Annotated in this window: 14 protein-coding genes; 11 read left to right on the plus strand and 3 right to left on the minus strand. The window is 74.3% G+C overall.

What is annotated here, in order from left to right:
• Positions 1-25: 25 nt before the first annotated feature.
• On the minus strand, positions 26-826 hold the full coding sequence (locus IE265_RS11485) for a DUF3097 domain-containing protein (RefSeq protein ID WP_190035353.1): 801 nt from the start codon (positions 824-826) through the stop codon (positions 26-28).
• 46 nt (positions 827-872) lie between these two features.
• Positions 873-1,604, minus strand: coding sequence for an MBL fold metallo-hydrolase (locus tag IE265_RS11490; RefSeq protein ID WP_190035354.1), 732 nt, complete (start codon positions 1,602-1,604; stop codon positions 873-875).
• A gap of 226 nt (positions 1,605-1,830) precedes the next feature.
• On the opposite strand from IE265_RS11490, the gene hrcA reads away from it, so the two are divergent.
• The 10 genes from hrcA to IE265_RS11540 all read left to right on the plus strand — a co-directional run bounded on the left by hrcA (position 1,831) and on the right by IE265_RS11540 (position 13,055).
• The gene (gene hrcA, locus IE265_RS11495) at positions 1,831-2,847 is read left to right on the plus strand and encodes a heat-inducible transcriptional repressor HrcA (RefSeq protein ID WP_190035355.1); all 1,017 of its coding nucleotides are present in this window, start codon (positions 1,831-1,833) and stop codon (positions 2,845-2,847) included.
• Complete coding sequence (gene dnaJ / locus IE265_RS11500; protein WP_190035356.1) at positions 2,848-3,984, plus strand: molecular chaperone DnaJ; 1,137 nt, start codon at positions 2,848-2,850, stop codon at positions 3,982-3,984.
• 111 nt (positions 3,985-4,095) lie between these two features.
• Positions 4,096-5,181: a nitronate monooxygenase gene (locus tag IE265_RS11505; RefSeq protein WP_190035357.1), complete on the plus strand. Its 1,086-nt coding sequence runs from the start codon at positions 4,096-4,098 to the stop codon at positions 5,179-5,181.
• Positions 5,178-5,924, plus strand: coding sequence for a 16S rRNA (uracil(1498)-N(3))-methyltransferase (locus IE265_RS11510; RefSeq protein ID WP_190035358.1), 747 nt, complete (start codon positions 5,178-5,180; stop codon positions 5,922-5,924). Before IE265_RS11505 ends, IE265_RS11510 begins: the two co-directional genes overlap by 4 nt.
• A gap of 142 nt (positions 5,925-6,066) precedes the next feature.
• A complete protein-coding gene (locus tag IE265_RS11515; protein ID WP_190035359.1) occupies positions 6,067-6,486 on the plus strand; it encodes a VOC family protein in 420 nt (139 codons plus the stop codon).
• An 83-nt stretch (positions 6,487-6,569) separates the two neighbouring features.
• A complete protein-coding gene (locus tag IE265_RS11520; RefSeq protein WP_190035360.1) occupies positions 6,570-7,115 on the plus strand; it encodes a hypothetical protein in 546 nt (181 codons plus the stop codon).
• 45 nt (positions 7,116-7,160) lie between these two features.
• The gene (locus IE265_RS11525; RefSeq protein ID WP_190035361.1) at positions 7,161-10,406 is read left to right on the plus strand and encodes a S41 family peptidase; all 3,246 of its coding nucleotides are present in this window, start codon (positions 7,161-7,163) and stop codon (positions 10,404-10,406) included.
• Between the two features lie 179 nt (positions 10,407-10,585).
• Positions 10,586-10,939, plus strand: coding sequence for a histidine triad nucleotide-binding protein (locus tag IE265_RS11530; RefSeq protein WP_190035362.1), 354 nt, complete (start codon positions 10,586-10,588; stop codon positions 10,937-10,939).
• A 35-nt stretch (positions 10,940-10,974) separates the two neighbouring features.
• Positions 10,975-11,880: a ribonuclease Z gene (locus IE265_RS11535; RefSeq protein ID WP_190035363.1), complete on the plus strand. Its 906-nt coding sequence runs from the start codon at positions 10,975-10,977 to the stop codon at positions 11,878-11,880.
• Between the two features lie 182 nt (positions 11,881-12,062).
• Positions 12,063-13,055: an adenosine deaminase gene (locus IE265_RS11540; RefSeq protein WP_190035364.1), complete on the plus strand. Its 993-nt coding sequence runs from the start codon at positions 12,063-12,065 to the stop codon at positions 13,053-13,055.
• A gap of 124 nt (positions 13,056-13,179) precedes the next feature.
• Here the strand turns inward: IE265_RS11540 and IE265_RS11545 are convergent, their stop codons facing one another.
• Positions 13,180-14,472: an MFS transporter gene (locus tag IE265_RS11545; protein ID WP_190035365.1), complete on the minus strand. Its 1,293-nt coding sequence runs from the start codon at positions 14,470-14,472 to the stop codon at positions 13,180-13,182.
• A 427-nt stretch (positions 14,473-14,899) separates the two neighbouring features.
• Between IE265_RS11545 and IE265_RS11550 the strand changes: the two genes are divergently transcribed.
• A complete protein-coding gene (locus IE265_RS11550; RefSeq protein ID WP_190035366.1) occupies positions 14,900-16,009 on the plus strand; it encodes a carbohydrate kinase family protein in 1,110 nt (369 codons plus the stop codon).
• Positions 16,010-16,117: the final 108 nt, after the last annotated feature.

Consider the following 16,117-nt stretch of genomic DNA (forward strand, 5'->3'; position numbering starts at 1 on the left):
CCCACGTGCCGAGTCCGGGGGCCGGTCAGGGGGCCGTGACGAAGTCGATCAGTTCCTCCACGCGGCCCAGCAGTTCCGGCTCCAGGTCCCGGTACGAGCGCACGGAGCCGAGGATCCGCTCCCACGCGGCCCCGGTGTTCTCCGGCCACCCCAGGGCCCGGCAGACGCCCGTCTTCCAGTCCTGCCCGCGCGGCACCCGGGGCCACTCCCGGATGCCCACGGACGCCGGTTTCACGGCCTCCCACACGTCGATGTACGGATGGCCCACGACGAGCGCGTACTCGCTCGTCACGGCCTCCGCCACACGGGACTCCTTCGAGCCCGGCACCAAGTGGTCCACGAGCACGCCCAGGCGGGCGTCCGGCCCGGGACCGAAGGCCTCGACCACGGCGGGCAGGTCGTCGACGCCCTCCAGGTACTCGACGACGACGCCCTCGACCCGCAGGTCGTCGCCCCAGACCCGCTCCACCAGCTCGGCGTCGTGGCGGCCCTCGACGTAGATGCGGCCCGCCCGGGCGACCCGTGCCCGCGCGCCCGGCACGGCGACCGAGCCCGACGCCGTCCGTGTGGGGCGCACCGGAGCGGCCGAGGGGCGTACGAGCGTCACCACGCGCCCTTCCAGCAGGAATCCCCGGGGCGCCAGGGGGAACACCCGGTGCTTGCCGAAGCGGTCCTCCAGCGTGACCGTGCCGGCCTCGCAGCGGATCACGGCACCGCAGAAGCCGGTGCCCGGCTCCTCGACCACGAGTCCCGGATCCGCCGCGACCTCGGGCACGGGCTTGGGCTTCTTCCACGGAGGGGTCAGGTCCGGTGAGTACTGGCGCATTCGCACGACGATAGGAGAAGTCGTCCCGCCCCGAGGGCCGGGCCCGCTACGACACGCCGAAACGGCGGGCCAGGGCGTCCCGTTGGGCCCGGACGAACGCCGCGTCGACCACCGCCCCGTGCCCGGGCACGTACAGGGCGTCCTCGCCCCCGAGGTCCAGCAGCCGGTCGAGCGCCGCGGGCCAGTGGGACGGCACGGCGTCGGGCCCCGCCTGGGGTTCGCCGGACTCCTCGACCAGGTCCCCGCAGAACACCACCCCGGGCGCCTCCGGCCCGGCGACCAGGACCGCCAGGTCGTGGCCCGTGTGGCCGGGCCCGACGTTCGCCAGCAGCACCCGCCGGCCGCCGCCCAGGTCGAGCGTCCACTCGCCGGACACGAGGTGCCGGGGCCGCACCAGCAGGTCGGCGGCCTCCGCGGCCTCCCCGGCGTCCGCCCCGTTGCGCACCGCGTCCGCGCGGAGTTCCTCCCCGCCCCCGCCGAGCACCCGCTCCACCCCCACGGCGGCGAAGACCTCGGCCCCCGCGAACGCCGCCGCGCCGAAGACGTGGTCGAAGTGCGGGTGGGTGAGCGCCAGGTGCGTGACCCGGCCGCCCCCGGCCAGCCGCTGCGCCCGCGTCCGCAGCAGCGCGCCCTCCCGCAGTCCCGAGCCAGCGTCGACCACGAGGGCCGCGCCCTCGCCCACCACCAGGCCGGCCGTGCAGTCCCACACCGGCAGCCGGCAGCGCCCCACGTGCGGGGTGAGTTCCTCCCACCCCGCCTCTTCCCAAGTCACCCTCATGCGCCGACGCTAGCCCCATGCCCCCCGAACAGCGTCGAAGGCAGCCCGGACAGAGCGGGACAGCCCCGTACACCTCGCCGTGGCGCGCGGGACCGCCCTTGCCCGGGTCGTACCAACCGGCCGTACACTTGGGCGGGGATGCTGGCACTCGTGCGCGCTGAGTGCCAGGCCGGGACCGGTCGAGGCGAGCGAAGACCGCGGGGAAGACCATCTGGAGGTGTGCGCGATGCTCAGTGAACGCAGGCTCGAAGTGCTGCGCGCCATCGTCCAGGACTACGTGGGCACCGAGGAGCCGGTCGGCTCCAAGGCCCTCACGGAGCGCCACAGGCTGGGCGTCTCCCCGGCGACGGTCCGCAACGACATGGCGGTGCTGGAGGACGAGGGCTACATCGCCCAGCCGCACACCAGCGCCGGCCGCATCCCCACCGACAAGGGCTACCGCCTGTTCGTCGACAAACTGGCGGGCGTGAAGCCGATGACCGCGCCCGAGCGGCGTGCGATCCATCACTTCCTCGACGGCGCCGTGGACCTCGACGACGTCGTGGGGCGGACCGTCCGGCTCCTCGCGCAGCTCACCCGGCAGGTCGCCGTGGTCCAGTATCCGTCGCTCACCCGCTCGACCGTGCGTCACGTGGAGCTCCTGTCGCTGGCCCCGGCCCGCCTCATGCTCGTGCTGATCACGGACACCGGCCGGGTGGAGCAGCGCATGGTGGACTGTCCGGCACCCATCGGGGAGGTGTCCGTGGCCGACCTGCGCGCGCGGCTCAACAGCCGGGTGGCGGGCCGCCGGTTCGCGGACGTGCCCCAGTTGGTGCAGGACCTCCCCGACGCCTTCGAGTCGGAGGACCGGGGTACCGTCTCGACGGTGCTCTCCACTCTGCTGGAGACCCTTGTCGAGGAGACCGAGGAGCGGCTGATGATCGGCGGCACCGCCAATCTCACGCGCTTCGGACATGACTTTCCCCTCACCATCCGTCCGGTGCTGGAGGCCCTTGAGGAGCAAGTGGTGCTCCTCAAACTCCTAGGTGAGGTCAACGATTCGGGCATGGCCGTCCGGATCGGTCACGAGAACGCCCATGAGGGACTCAACTCCACGTCCGTGGTCTCGGTCGGCTACGGTTCGGGCGGCGAGGCAGTCGCCAAACTGGGCGTGGTCGGACCGACCCGCATGGATTACCCGGGAACGATGGGAGCGGTACGAGCGGTGGCACGGTACGTCGGACAGATCCTGGCGGAGTCCTGAGTGGCCACGGACTACTACGCCGTGCTCGGCGTGCGCCGCGACGCGTCCCAGGACGAGATCAAGAAGGCCTTCCGGCGGCTCGCACGCGAGCTGCACCCGGACGTCAATCCTGATCCGAAGACGCAGGAACGCTTCAAGGAGATCAACGCCGCCTACGAGGTGTTGTCGGACCCGCAGAAGAAGCAGGTCTACGACCTCGGCGGCGACCCGCTGTCCCAGGCGGGCGGCGGGGCCGCGGGCGGCTTCGGCGCCGGCGGGTTCGGGAACTTCTCGGACATCATGGACGCCTTCTTCGGCACGGCCTCGCAGCGCGGCCCGCGGTCGCGCACGCGCCGGGGCCAGGACGCGATGATCCGGCTGGAGGTCGAGCTCGACGAGGCGGCCTTCGGCACCACGAAGGACATCCAGGTCGACACCGCAGTCGTCTGCACCACGTGCAGCGGCGAGGGCGCGGCCCCCGGAACCTCCGCGCAGACCTGTGACATGTGCCGCGGGCGCGGCGAGGTGTCCCAGGTCACCCGGTCCTTCCTCGGCCAGGTCATGACCTCGCGGCCCTGCCCCCAGTGCCAGGGCTTCGGCACGGTCGTCCCGACCCCGTGCCCGGAGTGCGCGGGCGACGGCCGCGTGCGGTCCCGCCGCACCCTGACCGTGAAGATCCCGGCCGGTGTCGACAACGGCACCCGCATCCAGCTCGCGGGTGAGGGCGAGGTCGGCCCCGGCGGCGGCCCCGCCGGCGACCTGTACGTGGAGATCCACGAACTGCCGCACGCGATGTTCCAGCGCCGCGGCGACGACCTGCACTGCACGGTCACCCTCCCGATGACGGCGGCGGCCCTCGGCACGAAGGTGCCGCTGGAGACGCTCGACGGACTGGAGGAGATCGACATCCGGCCGGGCACCCAGTCGGGCCAGTCGATCCCGCTGCACGGCCGGGGTGTGACGCACCTGCGCGGCGGCGGCCGCGGCGACCTCGTCGTGCACGTCGAGGTCATGACGCCGTCGAAGCTCGACCCCGAGCAGGAGCGACTGCTGCGCGAGCTCGCCCTGCTGCGCGGCGAGGAGCGGCCCACCGGGCAGTTCCAGCCCGGTCAGCAGGGCCTGTTCTCCCGGTTGAAGGACGCGTTCAACGGACGGTGACCGGCGCCCGCCGGGCGCCTTCCGAGGCCGCCCGCCGGGCCCTTCCCACTGGCCTATGCCACGCGGAAGGCCGGATTCGGACTTGTACGGGGGACGTGACAACATGCCGTCATGTCCTCCGCACTGACCGATCTTTTTCCTCTCCCGATCGTGCAGGCCCCCATGGCGGGCGGTGTCTCCGTGCCGCAGCTCGCTGCGGCCGTGTCCGAGGCCGGGGGGCTCGGTTTCCTCGCTGCCGGGTACAAGACGGCAGACGGCATGTACCAGGAGATCAAGCAACTGCGGGGGGCGACGAGCCGTCCGTTCGGCATCAACCTGTTCATGCCGCAGCCCGAGTACGCGGACCCCGCCGCGGTCGGCGTCTACGAGCACCAGCTCGCCGGCGAGGCCTCCTGGTACCGGACCGAGCTGGGCGACCCGGACAGCGGACGGGACGACGGCTACGACGCCAAGCTCGCCGTCCTGCTGGACAACCCGGTGCCGGTCGTCTCCTTCCACTTCGGCTGCCCGACGCGTGACGTCCTGGAATCCCTGAGCCGGGCGGGCACGCTGACGCTCGTCACCGCGACCACCGCCGAGGAGGCACAGGCCGTGCAGTGGGCGGGCGCCGACGCGGTGATCGTGCAGGGCGTGGAGGCCGGCGGACACCAGGGCACCCACCGGGACAACCCGGAGACCGACGGCTCGGGCATAGGGCTGCTGTCGCTGATCGCGCAGGTCCGCGAGACCGTGCAGATCCCGGTCGTCGCGGCCGGCGGCATCATGCGCGGCAGCCAGATCGCCGCCGTGCTGGCCGCGGGCGCCGACGCGGCCCAGCTCGGCACGGCCTTCCTCGCCACCCCCGAGTCGGGCGCCAACGCCCTGCACAAGCAGGCACTGACCAACCCCCTGTTCGTGCGCACGGAGCTGACGCGCGCGTTCTCCGGCCGGCCCGCGCGCGGCCTCGTGAACCGCTTCATGCGCGAGCACGGGCCGTACGCGCCCGCCGCGTACCCCGAGGTCCACCATCTGACGGCACCGGTGCGCAAGGCGGCGGCCAAGGCGGGGGACCCGCAGGCCATGGCGCTGTGGGCGGGACAGGGGCACCGGCTCGCGCGCGAGCTGCCGGCCGGGCAGCTCGTCGAGGTGCTGGCGGCCGAACTCGCCGCCGCCAGGACAGCGTTGTCGGCCCGGCAGGGCAGGGGGTCGGCCCGATGACGGCTCCCGTGTTCGTGGTGGACGAGGTGCCCCCCGGCCCCGAGTTCGTGCTCGACGGTCCCGAGGGACGGCACGCGGTGTCCGTGAAGCGGCTGCGCGCGGGTGAGGACGTGGTCCTCACCGACGGGCTGGGGCGCTGGGCGGAGGGCGTCGTGAAGGCGGCCGAGGGCAAGGACCGGCTCGTCGTGACCGGCGTCGACGGGGTGCGCGAGGAACCCGCGCCCGCCCCCCGGGTCACCGTCGTCCAGGCGCTGCCCAAGGGCGACCGGGGCGAACTGGCCGTCGAGACGATGACGGAGACCGGCGTCGACGGGATCGTCCCGTGGGCCGCCTCGCGCTGCATCACGCAGTGGAGGGGCGACCGCGGCCTCAAGGCGCTCGCCAAATGGCGGGCGACCGCGCGCGAGGCGGGCAAGCAGTCGCGCCGGGTGCGTTTCCCGGAGGTCTCGGACGCGATGACGACCAAGCAGGTTGCCTCACTTCTCGCCACGGCCGATCTCGCGGTCGTGCTGCACGAGGACCGCGCGTACGGGAGTGAGCCCCTCGCGACCGCCGAACTGCCCGCCACCGGGGAGATCGTGCTGGTCGTGGGACCCGAGGGGGGCGTGTCCCCGGAGGAGCTGGAGGCGTTCACCCGGGCCGGGGCGAAGGCGTACCGGCTGGGCCGCAGCGTGCTGCGCACCTCGACCGCGGGAACCGCGGCGACGGCGCTGCTGCTGGGGCGCACGGGCCGCTGGTCCTGAACCGGGGCCAACCGCGAACCGGTACACGGGACCCGTGACGGGGCACATGTCCAGTCCAGGGCCCGGTTCCGGGCCCACGACACGGCTCGGGTCCGCACCACGGCCCACGAAACGGCTCGCATCCAGCTCCGGGAGACACGCGGTGGAACTCGCTCAGGTACGGCTGCTCGTCTCGGACTTCCGGGTCTGCTACCACTTCTACGCCGACGTGCTGGGCCTCAAGCCGCAGTCGGGGGCGGTGGACGGGCCCTACGAGAGGTTCAGTCCCACGACCGGCTCGGCCGGGATCGCGCTCCAGGACCGGGGCGCCATGGCCGAGATCCTGGGCGAGCTGGGAGAGCTGGGCGCGTCGGACGGGCCGGGCGGCACGGAGGCCGGGCACCGGTCGCTCGTGGTGCTGAGGGTCTCCGACCTCGACTCCTACTGCGCCGGGATCGTCTCCCGGGGCGCGGCACTGCTCGGGGAGCCCGTCGCGCCGACGGACCGGCTGCGGGTGGCGTACCTCAAGGACCCGGAGGGGAACCTGGTGGAACTCCAGGAGTGGCAGCTGCTGCTCGGCTGACGCGCCGAACGCCACCGAACGCCACCCGATCGTGGCCGCATGCGGTCTACCGCCGCCCGCGCAGGGGTGGCACCCTGCCGTGCATGGGGGCATTGAGGCGTTTTAGGCGTCGTCCGAGTGGCCGCCGGGGTTCCCTGGCGGGCCTGGTCGCGGTGGCGGCCGTGTTCGGGCTGACGGCGTGCGAGCCCGGCGACGGGCTCAGCACGGCCGCGGTGGCGATCACGACCGACCAGACGGGCACCAAGGAGCTGGAGAGACGGGGCGTCGACGTGCGGTGGCTCACCTGCACGGCGTCCTACGGGGACAAGGTCACGGCGGGCAGCTCGCCCAGCGCGCGCAGTGTCGCGACCGTCGACTGCGTGGGGGAGACGAAGGACGGCGGGGACATCACCATCAAGGGCAGGGTCACCCAGGAGGTCAACGGGACCTGCGTGCGCGGCGACCTGACCGCCAGGGTGGACGGCAAGGAGCGGTTCCGTCTCGCCGTCCTCGGCAACTGCCGCGCGGGCACGCCACCGGTCGGCGCCCGGACGACCCCGCCGCCCGGACAGCCCGTGCCGACCGTCACGGTCACGCGGACCGTCACCGCGTACCCGAACCCGACGTGCTCCTGCTTCGAGGGCAAGTGATCCAAAGGCCTGGCCGCGGACAGGAGCGCTGCATAGGGTGATCGGGTGACACAGCCTGCATCCTCCGCATACCTCAGGTATCCCCATCTGCAGGGCGAGTTGCTCGCCTTCACCGCCGAGGACGACGTCTGGGTCGCGCCGCTCGACGGCGGTCGCGCCTGGCGGGTGAGCGCCGACAACGTCCCGGTCAGCCATCCGCGGATCTCCCCGGACGGCACCACCGTCGCCTGGACCTCCACCCGGGACGGAGCGCCCGAGGTGCACATCGCCCCGGTCGACGGCGGGTCCACCACCCGCCTGACGTACTGGGGCAGTTGGCGGACCCAGGTGCGCGGCTGGACTTCGGAGGGGCGGGTCCTCGCGCTCAGCACGCAGGGGCAGGCCAGCCTGCGCAGGAGCTGGGCGCGGTCCGTGCCGCTCGACGGAGGACCCGCCGACACCCTGCCCTACGGCCCCGTGGGCGACGTCGCCCACGGGCCCCGTACGGTGCTGCTCTCCGCGCCCATGGGCCGTGAGGCCGCCTGGTGGAAGCGCTACCGGGGCGGCACCGCGGGCAAGCTGTGGATCGAGGGGGAGGGCGAGGCGGCCGGGCGGTTCGAGCGGCTGCACGCGGACCTCGACGGCAACATCGAGTACCCGTCGTGGGTGGGCGACCGGATCGCCTTCCTGTCCGACCACGAGGGCGTCGGGGCCGTCTACTCGTCCCTCGCCGACGGCTCGGACCTGCGCCGGCACACCGCGGTCGACGGCTTCTACGCCCGGCACGCGTCCACCGACGGCACCCGTGTCGTCCATGCCTCCGCCGGTGAACTGTGGATTCTCGACGACCTCGACGGCGCCGAGCCGCGCAGGCTCGACATCCGCCTCGGCGGGCAGCGCGTCGACCTCCAGCCGCACCCCGTCAACGCGTCCCGCTGGTTCGGCGCCGCCGCGCCCGACCACACCGGACGCGGCAGCGCCGTCGCCGTGCGGGGAGCCGTCCACTGGGTCACCCACCGCTCGGGCCCCGCCCGCGCGCTCGCCGCCGAACCGGGTGTACGGGCGCGGCTTCCGCGTACGTTCCGCGCCGAGGGCGAGGAGCACGTGGTGTGGGTGACGGACGCCGAGGGCGACGACGCCCTGGAGTTCGCCCCGGCCACCGGCGCCGCCCCGGGCGCGACCCCGCGAAGGCTCGCCGCGGGCCGGCTCGGCCGCGTGCTCGGGCTCGCCATGGCCCCCGACGGCAGCCGCGCGGCGGTCGCCACGCACGACGGACGGGTGCTGCTCGTCGAGCGCGAGACCGGAGAGGTGCGGGAGGTGGACAGCAGCGACGACGGAGAGATCTCCGGGCTCGTCTTCTCGCCCGACTCGGCCTGGCTCGCCTGGTCGCACCCCGGTCCGCGGCCGCTGCGCCAGCTCAAGCTCGCCAACACCGCCGACCTGTCGGTCACCGAGGCCACCCCGCTGCGCTTCAGGGACTACGCGCCCGCGTTCACGCTCGACGGCAAGCACCTGGCGTTCCTGTCGGCCCGGGCCTTCGACCCGGTCTACGACGAGCACGTGTTCGACCTCGCCTTCGTCGGGGGCTCGCGGCCGCACCTCATCACCCTCGCCGCCACGACGCCCTCGCCCTTCGGGCCGCAGCGGCACGGCCGCCCCTTCGAGGCGCCGGACAAGGACGAGACACCCGACAGCGAGGGCTCGCCCGCCACCCGGATCGACCTCGAGGGACTCGCCGACCGCATCGTGCCCTTCCCCGTCGAGGCCGCCCGGTACTCGGGTCTGAAGGCCGCCAAGGACGGGCTCCTGTGGCTGCGGCACCCGGTGCGCGGCGTGCTCGGCGCCTCCCGCGCCACCCCCGACGACCCGGACCCCAAGACCGACCTGGAGCGCTACGACCTCGCCCAGCGGCGCGTCGAGCACCTCGCCTCCGACGCGGACGGCTTCAGGGTCACCGGCGACGGCAGGCGGATCCTGCTGTGGACCGACGGCAAGCTCAAGGTCGTACCGAGCGACCGGCGCGCGTCGAACGACGACGAGAGCGACAGCAACATCACCGTCGACCTGTCGCGTGTGCGCCAGAGCGTCGACCCGGCCGCCGAATGGCGGCAGATGTACGACGAGACCGGCCGCCTGATGCGCGACAACTTCTGGCGGCCCGACCTGGCCGGGGTCGACTGGGACGGTGTCCTCGACCGGTACCGGCCCGTCCTCGCCCGCGTCGCGACCCACGACGACCTCGTCGACCTGCTGTGGGAGGTGCAGGGCGAGCTGGGCACCTCGCACGCGTACGTCATGCCGCGCGGCGGATACGGCGGAGGTGAACGCCAGGGCCTGCTCGGCGCCGACATCTCCCGTCACGAGGACGGCAGTTGGCGCATCGACCGCGTCCTGCCCTCGGAGACCTCCGACCCGGAGGCGCAGTCGCCGCTCGCCGCGCCCGGTGTCGCGGTGCGTGCCGGGGACGCCATCGTGGCCGTCTCCGGGCACCCCGTCGACGCGCTGGCCGGGCCCGGCCCGCTGCTCGTCGGCACGGCCGGCAAGCCCGTCGAGCTGACGGTCTCCCCGGCCGGCGGCGGTGACCCGCGGCACGCCGTCGTGGTGCCGGTGGCCGACGAGGAGCCGCTGCGCTACCACGCGTGGGTCGCCGACCGGCGTGCCTACGTCCACGAGAAGTCCGGGGGCAGGCTCGGCTACCTCCACGTGCCCGACATGCAGGCGCCCGGCTGGGCCCAGATCCACCGCGACCTGCGTGTCGAGGTCGCCCGCGAGGGCCTTGTCGTGGACGTCCGCGAGAACCGCGGCGGCCACACCTCCCAGCTCGTCGTCGAGAAGCTCGCCCGCCGCATCGTCGGCTGGGACCTGGCCCGCGGCATGCGGCCCACCAGCTATCCGGAGGACGCGCCGCGCGGGCCCGTCGTCGCCGTCGCCAACGAGTTCTCCGGCTCCGACGGCGACATCGTCAACGCGGCGATCAAGGCGCTCGGCATCGGACCCGTGGTCGGCACCCGCACCTGGGGCGGCGTCATCGGCATCGACAGCCGCTACCGGCTCGTCGACGGAACCCTCGTCACCCAGCCCAAGTACGCGTTCTGGCTCGAGGGTTACGAGTGGGGCGTGGAGAACCACGGCGTCGACCCGGACGTGGAGGTGGTCCAGGCCCCGCACGACCACGCGGCCGGCCGCGACGTACAGCTCGACGAGGCGATCCGCATCGCGCTGGAGGCGCTGCGCGAGACCCCGGCGAAGACGGCCCCCGCCCTGCCGGGACCCGAACCCCGTGAGGAGCGGCCCGGCGGGGACGAGGAGTGACCCGGGGCGGACGGGGCACCGGCACCGGGTGACGGCACGAGCCCCGGGACGGACCGCGTTCCGGGGCCGCGGCATCCGGGGGCCGCCGGCTTCCGGGGACGCGCGCCACCACGGGCCGGGAACGACCCTTGGTCGATACGATGCCGACGCACCGATCATCCAGTGTGAGGAGGCCGCGCATGGCAGGGGAACCGCAGGACGACTGTCTGTTCTGCAAGATCGTCGGCGGGAGGATTCCGGCGACCGTCGTCCGCGAGACCGCGACGACCGTCGCGTTCCGGGACATCAACCCGCAGGCGCCGAGCCACGTCCTGGTGATCCCGAAGGTCCACCACCCGGACGCGGCCTCCCTGGCTGCCGCCGAACCGGCGATCCTCGCCGACGTGGTGCGCGAGACCGGCGAGGTCGCCTCCGACGAGCAGCTCGACAGCTACCGCGTCGTCTTCAACACCGGCAGCGGCGCGGGCCAGACCGTCTTCCACGCGCACGCCCACGTGCTCGGCGGACGCGGTATGCAGTGGCCGCCCGGATAGCCCGGCGGCCGGGGAAGGAACACGGGTAGACCGACGTGTCCGTACGCGAACTGGTGGTGCTCGGCACGGCCAGCCAGGTGCCGACCAGGCACCGCAACCACAACGGCTATCTGCTGCGCTGGGACGGCGAGGGCATCCTCTTCGACCCCGGCGAGGGGACCCAGCGGCAGATGCTGCGCGCCGGGGTCGCGGCGCACGACCTGCACCGGATCTGCGTCACGCACTTCCACGGCGACCACTCGCTCGGCCTCGCGGGCGTGATCCAGCGGATCAACCTCGACCGGGTGCCGCACGAGATCACCGCGCACTACCCGGAATCGGGACGGCAGTTCTTCGACCGGCTGCGGTACGCGACCGCCTACCGCGAGACGGTCCCGCTCACCGAGGCCCCGGTCAGCGCCGACGGCGTCCTCGCGACCACGAAGGCGTACGTGCTCGAAGCCCGCAAGCTCTCCCACCCCGTCGAGTCGTACGGCTACCGGCTGGTCGAGCCCGACGGGCTGAGGATGCTGCCGGAGCGGCTCGCCGCGCACGGGATCACGGGCGCGGACGTGGGCCTGATCCAGCGTGAGGGCGCGCTGGGGGACGTCGCGCTCGCCGACGTCAGCGAGGTGCGGCGCGGGCAGAGGTTCGCGTTCGTCATGGACACGCGGCTGTGCGACGGGGTGTACGCGCTGGCCGACGGGTGCGACATGCTCGTCGTCGAGTCGACCTTCCTGGACGAGGACGTGAGGCTCGCCGCCGACCACGGCCACCTCACGGCGGGCCAGGCCGGGGCGGTGGCGCGGGACGCGGGCGTACGGCATCTCGTGCTCACGCACTTCAGCCAGCGGTACTCGGAACCCGACGAGTTCGAGCGGCAGGCGCGGGCCGCCGGTTTCGAGGGCGAGCTGACGGTGGCGCACGACCTGCTGAGGGTGCCGCTGCCGAAGCGGCGGTGACCGCGGCGGCCCGCGGCGGCCCGGGGCGGCCCGGGGCGGCGGTGAGGGCCACCGGTCCCGAGGGGGCGGAAGGTGTCGACGGCGACGACGGCGACGACGGCGACGACGGCGACGACGGTGACGACAGGTCTGCCGTCCGCACCCTTTTCGATACTTGGGGTGAACGGTCGTACGATGCTTCGATGTCCATCCCGAAAGCTGAACTGCACCTCCACATCGAAGGCACCCTGGAGCCCGAGCTGGCCTTCGAGCTGGCCGCGCGCAACGGTGTCGCGCTGCCCTACGCGGACACCGGGGAACTGCGCGCGGCGTACCTCTTCGAGGACCTCCAGTCGTTCCTGGACCTGTACTACGGGCTGATGGCCGTGCTGCGCACGGAGGAGGACTTCGAGGACCTCGCCGAGGCCTATCTCGCTCGGGCCGCCGCGCAGGGCGTGCGGCACGCGGAGATCTTCTTCGATCCGCAGGCGCACCTTGCGCGCGGCGTCGGGATCGGGACGGTCGTCGAGGGGCTCGGCCGGGCGCTCGACCGCAGCGAGTCCGCGCACGGGATCTCCACCGGGCTGATCATGTGCTTCCTGCGCGACGAGTCCGCCGAGTCCGCGATGAGCACGCTGGAGGCGGCGAGGCCGTACCTCGACCGGATCGTGGGCGTCGGCCTGGACTCCGCCGAGGTCGGGAACCCGCCGGCCGGGTTCCGCGAGGTGTACGAGGCCGCCGCCGCCCTCGGACTGCGCAGGGTCGCCCACGCGGGCGAGGAGGGGCCGCCCGAGTACATCACCGAGGCGCTGGACGTGCTCGGCGTCGAGCGCGTCGACCACGGACTCCGGTGCATGGAGGACCCCGAACTGGTGGCGCGGCTCGTCCGGGACCGCGTGCCGCTGACGCTGTGCCCCCTGTCCAACGTGCGGCTGCGTGCCGTCGACGCGCTGGAGGAGCATCCGCTGCCCGCGATGCTCGACGCCGGGCTGCTGTGCACGGTCAACTCCGACGACCCCGCGTACTTCGGCGGGTACGCGGGGGACAACTTCCGTGCCGTGCGCCAGGCGCTCGGACTCTCCCCCGAGCGCCTGCGGGACCTGGCCCGGAACTCCTTCGTCGCCTCCTTCCTGGAGCACGACGAGGAGCGGCGGGCCCGGTACATCGCCGAGGTGGAGGCCTACGAGTTCGAGTAGGGGCACCGGTCGCGGGCCCCGGGCGGGTCCGTACGGCGCCGTCCGTTCCGGGGCGCCGGCCGAGTGGGCGGTCTCGGGGGCCGGTACCGGTGGGGCGGTCGGGGCGGTCTAGGGAGAGGTGGTCTCAGAGGGGCGGCGCGGCCGGCGCGGCGGCCGCGTGCACCGGACCGGCCGCGCCGAACTCCCGGCGGGCGGGGAGCGCGTGGTCGACCGTGATCTCCACGACCGGCTGCCCGGCGCCGCCCGCGCGCAGCACCGTGCTCGGACGCGGCGGTCGCCCGGCGGTGCGCAGGGCGACCGCCGCGAGGGCCGGGGCCAGCAGGAGCAGGGCGCCGCCGAGGACCAGGCCCATCGCCGGGTAGCCGGCCGCCGCGGAGAGCAGACTGCCGGTCAGCGGGCCGCAGGCCGTGCCGAGCGAGGACGCCGAGCCCACCAGGACCGCCCAGCGGCCGCGCGGGTCCAGGGACGCGGCGAGGCCGATGAGGTACGACAGGACCACCGGGTAGAGGGCGTTCCAGGCGATCTCGCCCGCCGCGAAGGACGCCAGGCCGTCGGCGCTCGCGCTCGCCGCGATGCAGCCCGCGATCAGGGCGGTGCCGGCACCGATGGGGAGCGCCCCGCCGAGCCTGGAGCCGAGAGCGCCCGCGCCGAGGACGCCCAGCAGGCCCGCGCCGAGGGCCGCCGCGAAGACCATGCCGACCGTCGCCTCGGTGAGACCGGCCTGCCGGGTGCCTATGTGGCTGCTGACGCCCCACAGCGAGTTCTGGGCCAGGGACCAGCAGAGCATCGCGGCGGCCAGGACCAGCCCGGCCCGGCGGTGCGGGAGGCGCGCCCGGGCGGCGGGGGCGCCGTCGTCCGGGGTGCTCGCCGCGGGGCTGCCGGGGCCCGCCAGCCGGGTCGTCGCGGGCCACACCAGCGCGGCGGTCAGGGCGGTCGCGCCGAGGGGGAGGCCGTGGCCCGGACCCAGGTGCGGAACCGTGAGGTAGACGGCTCCCGCCAGGGCGGAGACACCGAGCAGGCCCAGGGTGGAGACGCGGTGCGGATCGCGGTGGGAGGCGATGCCCGCCGCGGCGACCGCGGTCGACGTGCCGGAGCCGAGACCGCCGACGAGGGCGCAGGCGACGACGACGGGCACGCTGGTCGACAGCGCGGCGGCCCCGTAGCCCGCCACGGCGAGGAGCAGCCCCGCGCGGGCCAGTCGGCGGGGGCCCAGTCGCTGCACCCGGGAGGCGAGGGCGAAGCCCGCCGCGGCCGAACAGAGGAGCAGGGCGCTGCCGACGACGCCGGCCTGGGTGGCGGAGATCGGCAGGGCCGCGTCGAGCCTGCCGACGGTGGTGGGCAGCAGGTACGGGGCCAGGTATCCCGCCGTGAAAAGGGCGACGAGGGGCCAGGGCGGGGCGGTGGTGCGGGCGGACACGGGCGTTCCCAGGGCGTGCGGACGGACAGGGCGGCTCGGGGGAGGGAGTTGGTGCGGCCGTCGACGGACAGGGACGCGCGGGCAATTTGTATCAAGCGGCCGGGCACGGCGTGAGAGGCGCAGGGTGTGATCCCGGGCACGTTTTGTTTGCGCGGGACGGCTGGGGGTAACCACGGTCTTTCCGCTGGTGGGAGCGTGGGCGGGGCCGCCCGCCGGTGGGGGCGCGGCGGCTCCCGGCGGACGCGGGGGCGCCCCGGGACGGCCGCGGCGCGCCACGGGCCCCGGCAAGGACGCGGGGCGGCCGAGCGGCGGGCGCCGCGCCCCCGTGGGGCGTACGTGTCGGGGAGGGCCCGGCGTGACGCTCCCCGTCCCGCGGAGTGTTTGGTGCACACTGGCCTGAATCCGCACCACCGCAGGGGAGCGCACCGTGACCGCGTCCGACGGAGAGGGGCCGGGGCGACAGGCCCGGTTCGACCCGCTCGCCGCGCTGCGCGGCCCCGGCGACCCGCCCTGGGACGTCTACCTGACCGGCACGGTCTTCCTGGACATCATCTTCACCGGCCTGGACTCCGCGCCCGTGCGCGGCACCGAGTCCTGGGCCCGGGGCATGGGGTCGAGCCCCGGCGGCGTCGCCAACATGGCCACCGCCCTGGCCCGGCTGGGGCTGAGGACCTCGCTCGCCGCCGCCTTCGGGGACGACCACTACGGGGAGTACTGCTGGGACGCCCTGGAGCAGGGCGAGCACATCGACCTCTCGACCTCGCGCACCGTGCCCGGCTGGCACTCCCCGGTCACCGTCTCGATGGCGTACGAGGGGGAGCGCACGATGGTCAGCCACGGGCACGAGCCGCCGCCCGAGGGGACGGCGCCCGACTGCCCGCCCGGCGCCCGGGCCGCCGTCGCCTCGCTGACCCCCGGCGTCCGGGCGCCGTGGATCGCCGAGGCCGCCGGCCGGGGGACCCGGATCTTCGCCGACGTCGGCTGGGACGACACCGGCCGCTGGGACCTCGCGGGACTGCCCGACCTGGCGCACTGCGAGGCGTTCCTGCCGAACGCGCAGGAGGCCATGCGGTACACCGGGGCCTCGTGCCCCAGGGCGGCGGCCCACGCGCTCACGGACCACGTGCCGCTCGCCGTCGTCACGCTCGGTGCCGAGGGCGCGTACGCCGTCGACGGCCGGACCGGCGAGACCGCCGAGGTTCCGGCCATCGAGGTCGAGGCCCTGGACCCGACCGGCGCGGGTGACGTCTTCGTCGCCGGATTCGTCACCGGCACCCTGGCCGGCTGGCCGCTCGCCGACCGGCTGGCCTTCGGCGGCCTCACGGCCGCGCTGTCCGTCCAGGACTTCGGCGGCTCCCTGTCGGCCCCCGGATGGTCGGAGATCGCCGCGTGGTGGCGGCGCGTGCAGTCCTACGACGACCAGGACCCGGCGGCGCTCGGCCGGTACGCCTTCCTGGACGGCCTGCTGCCGCGCACGACCCGGGCGTGGCCCCTGCGGCGCGCGGTGCCCACGATCGGCTTCCGGCGTTCCGCGTGAGGCGAGAGGTGCCCCGGAAAACTCCCTCGGCGTTGTCGGTCCCCCGTCGTACTCTTGTATGCACAGCGCCGCCGTACTGGCAAGCGTGCCTCACCGAGGAGGATGAGC

The organism is Streptomyces fructofermentans, assembly GCF_014651055.1.
Taxonomy (GTDB): domain Bacteria; phylum Actinomycetota; class Actinomycetes; order Streptomycetales; family Streptomycetaceae; genus Streptomyces; species Streptomyces fructofermentans.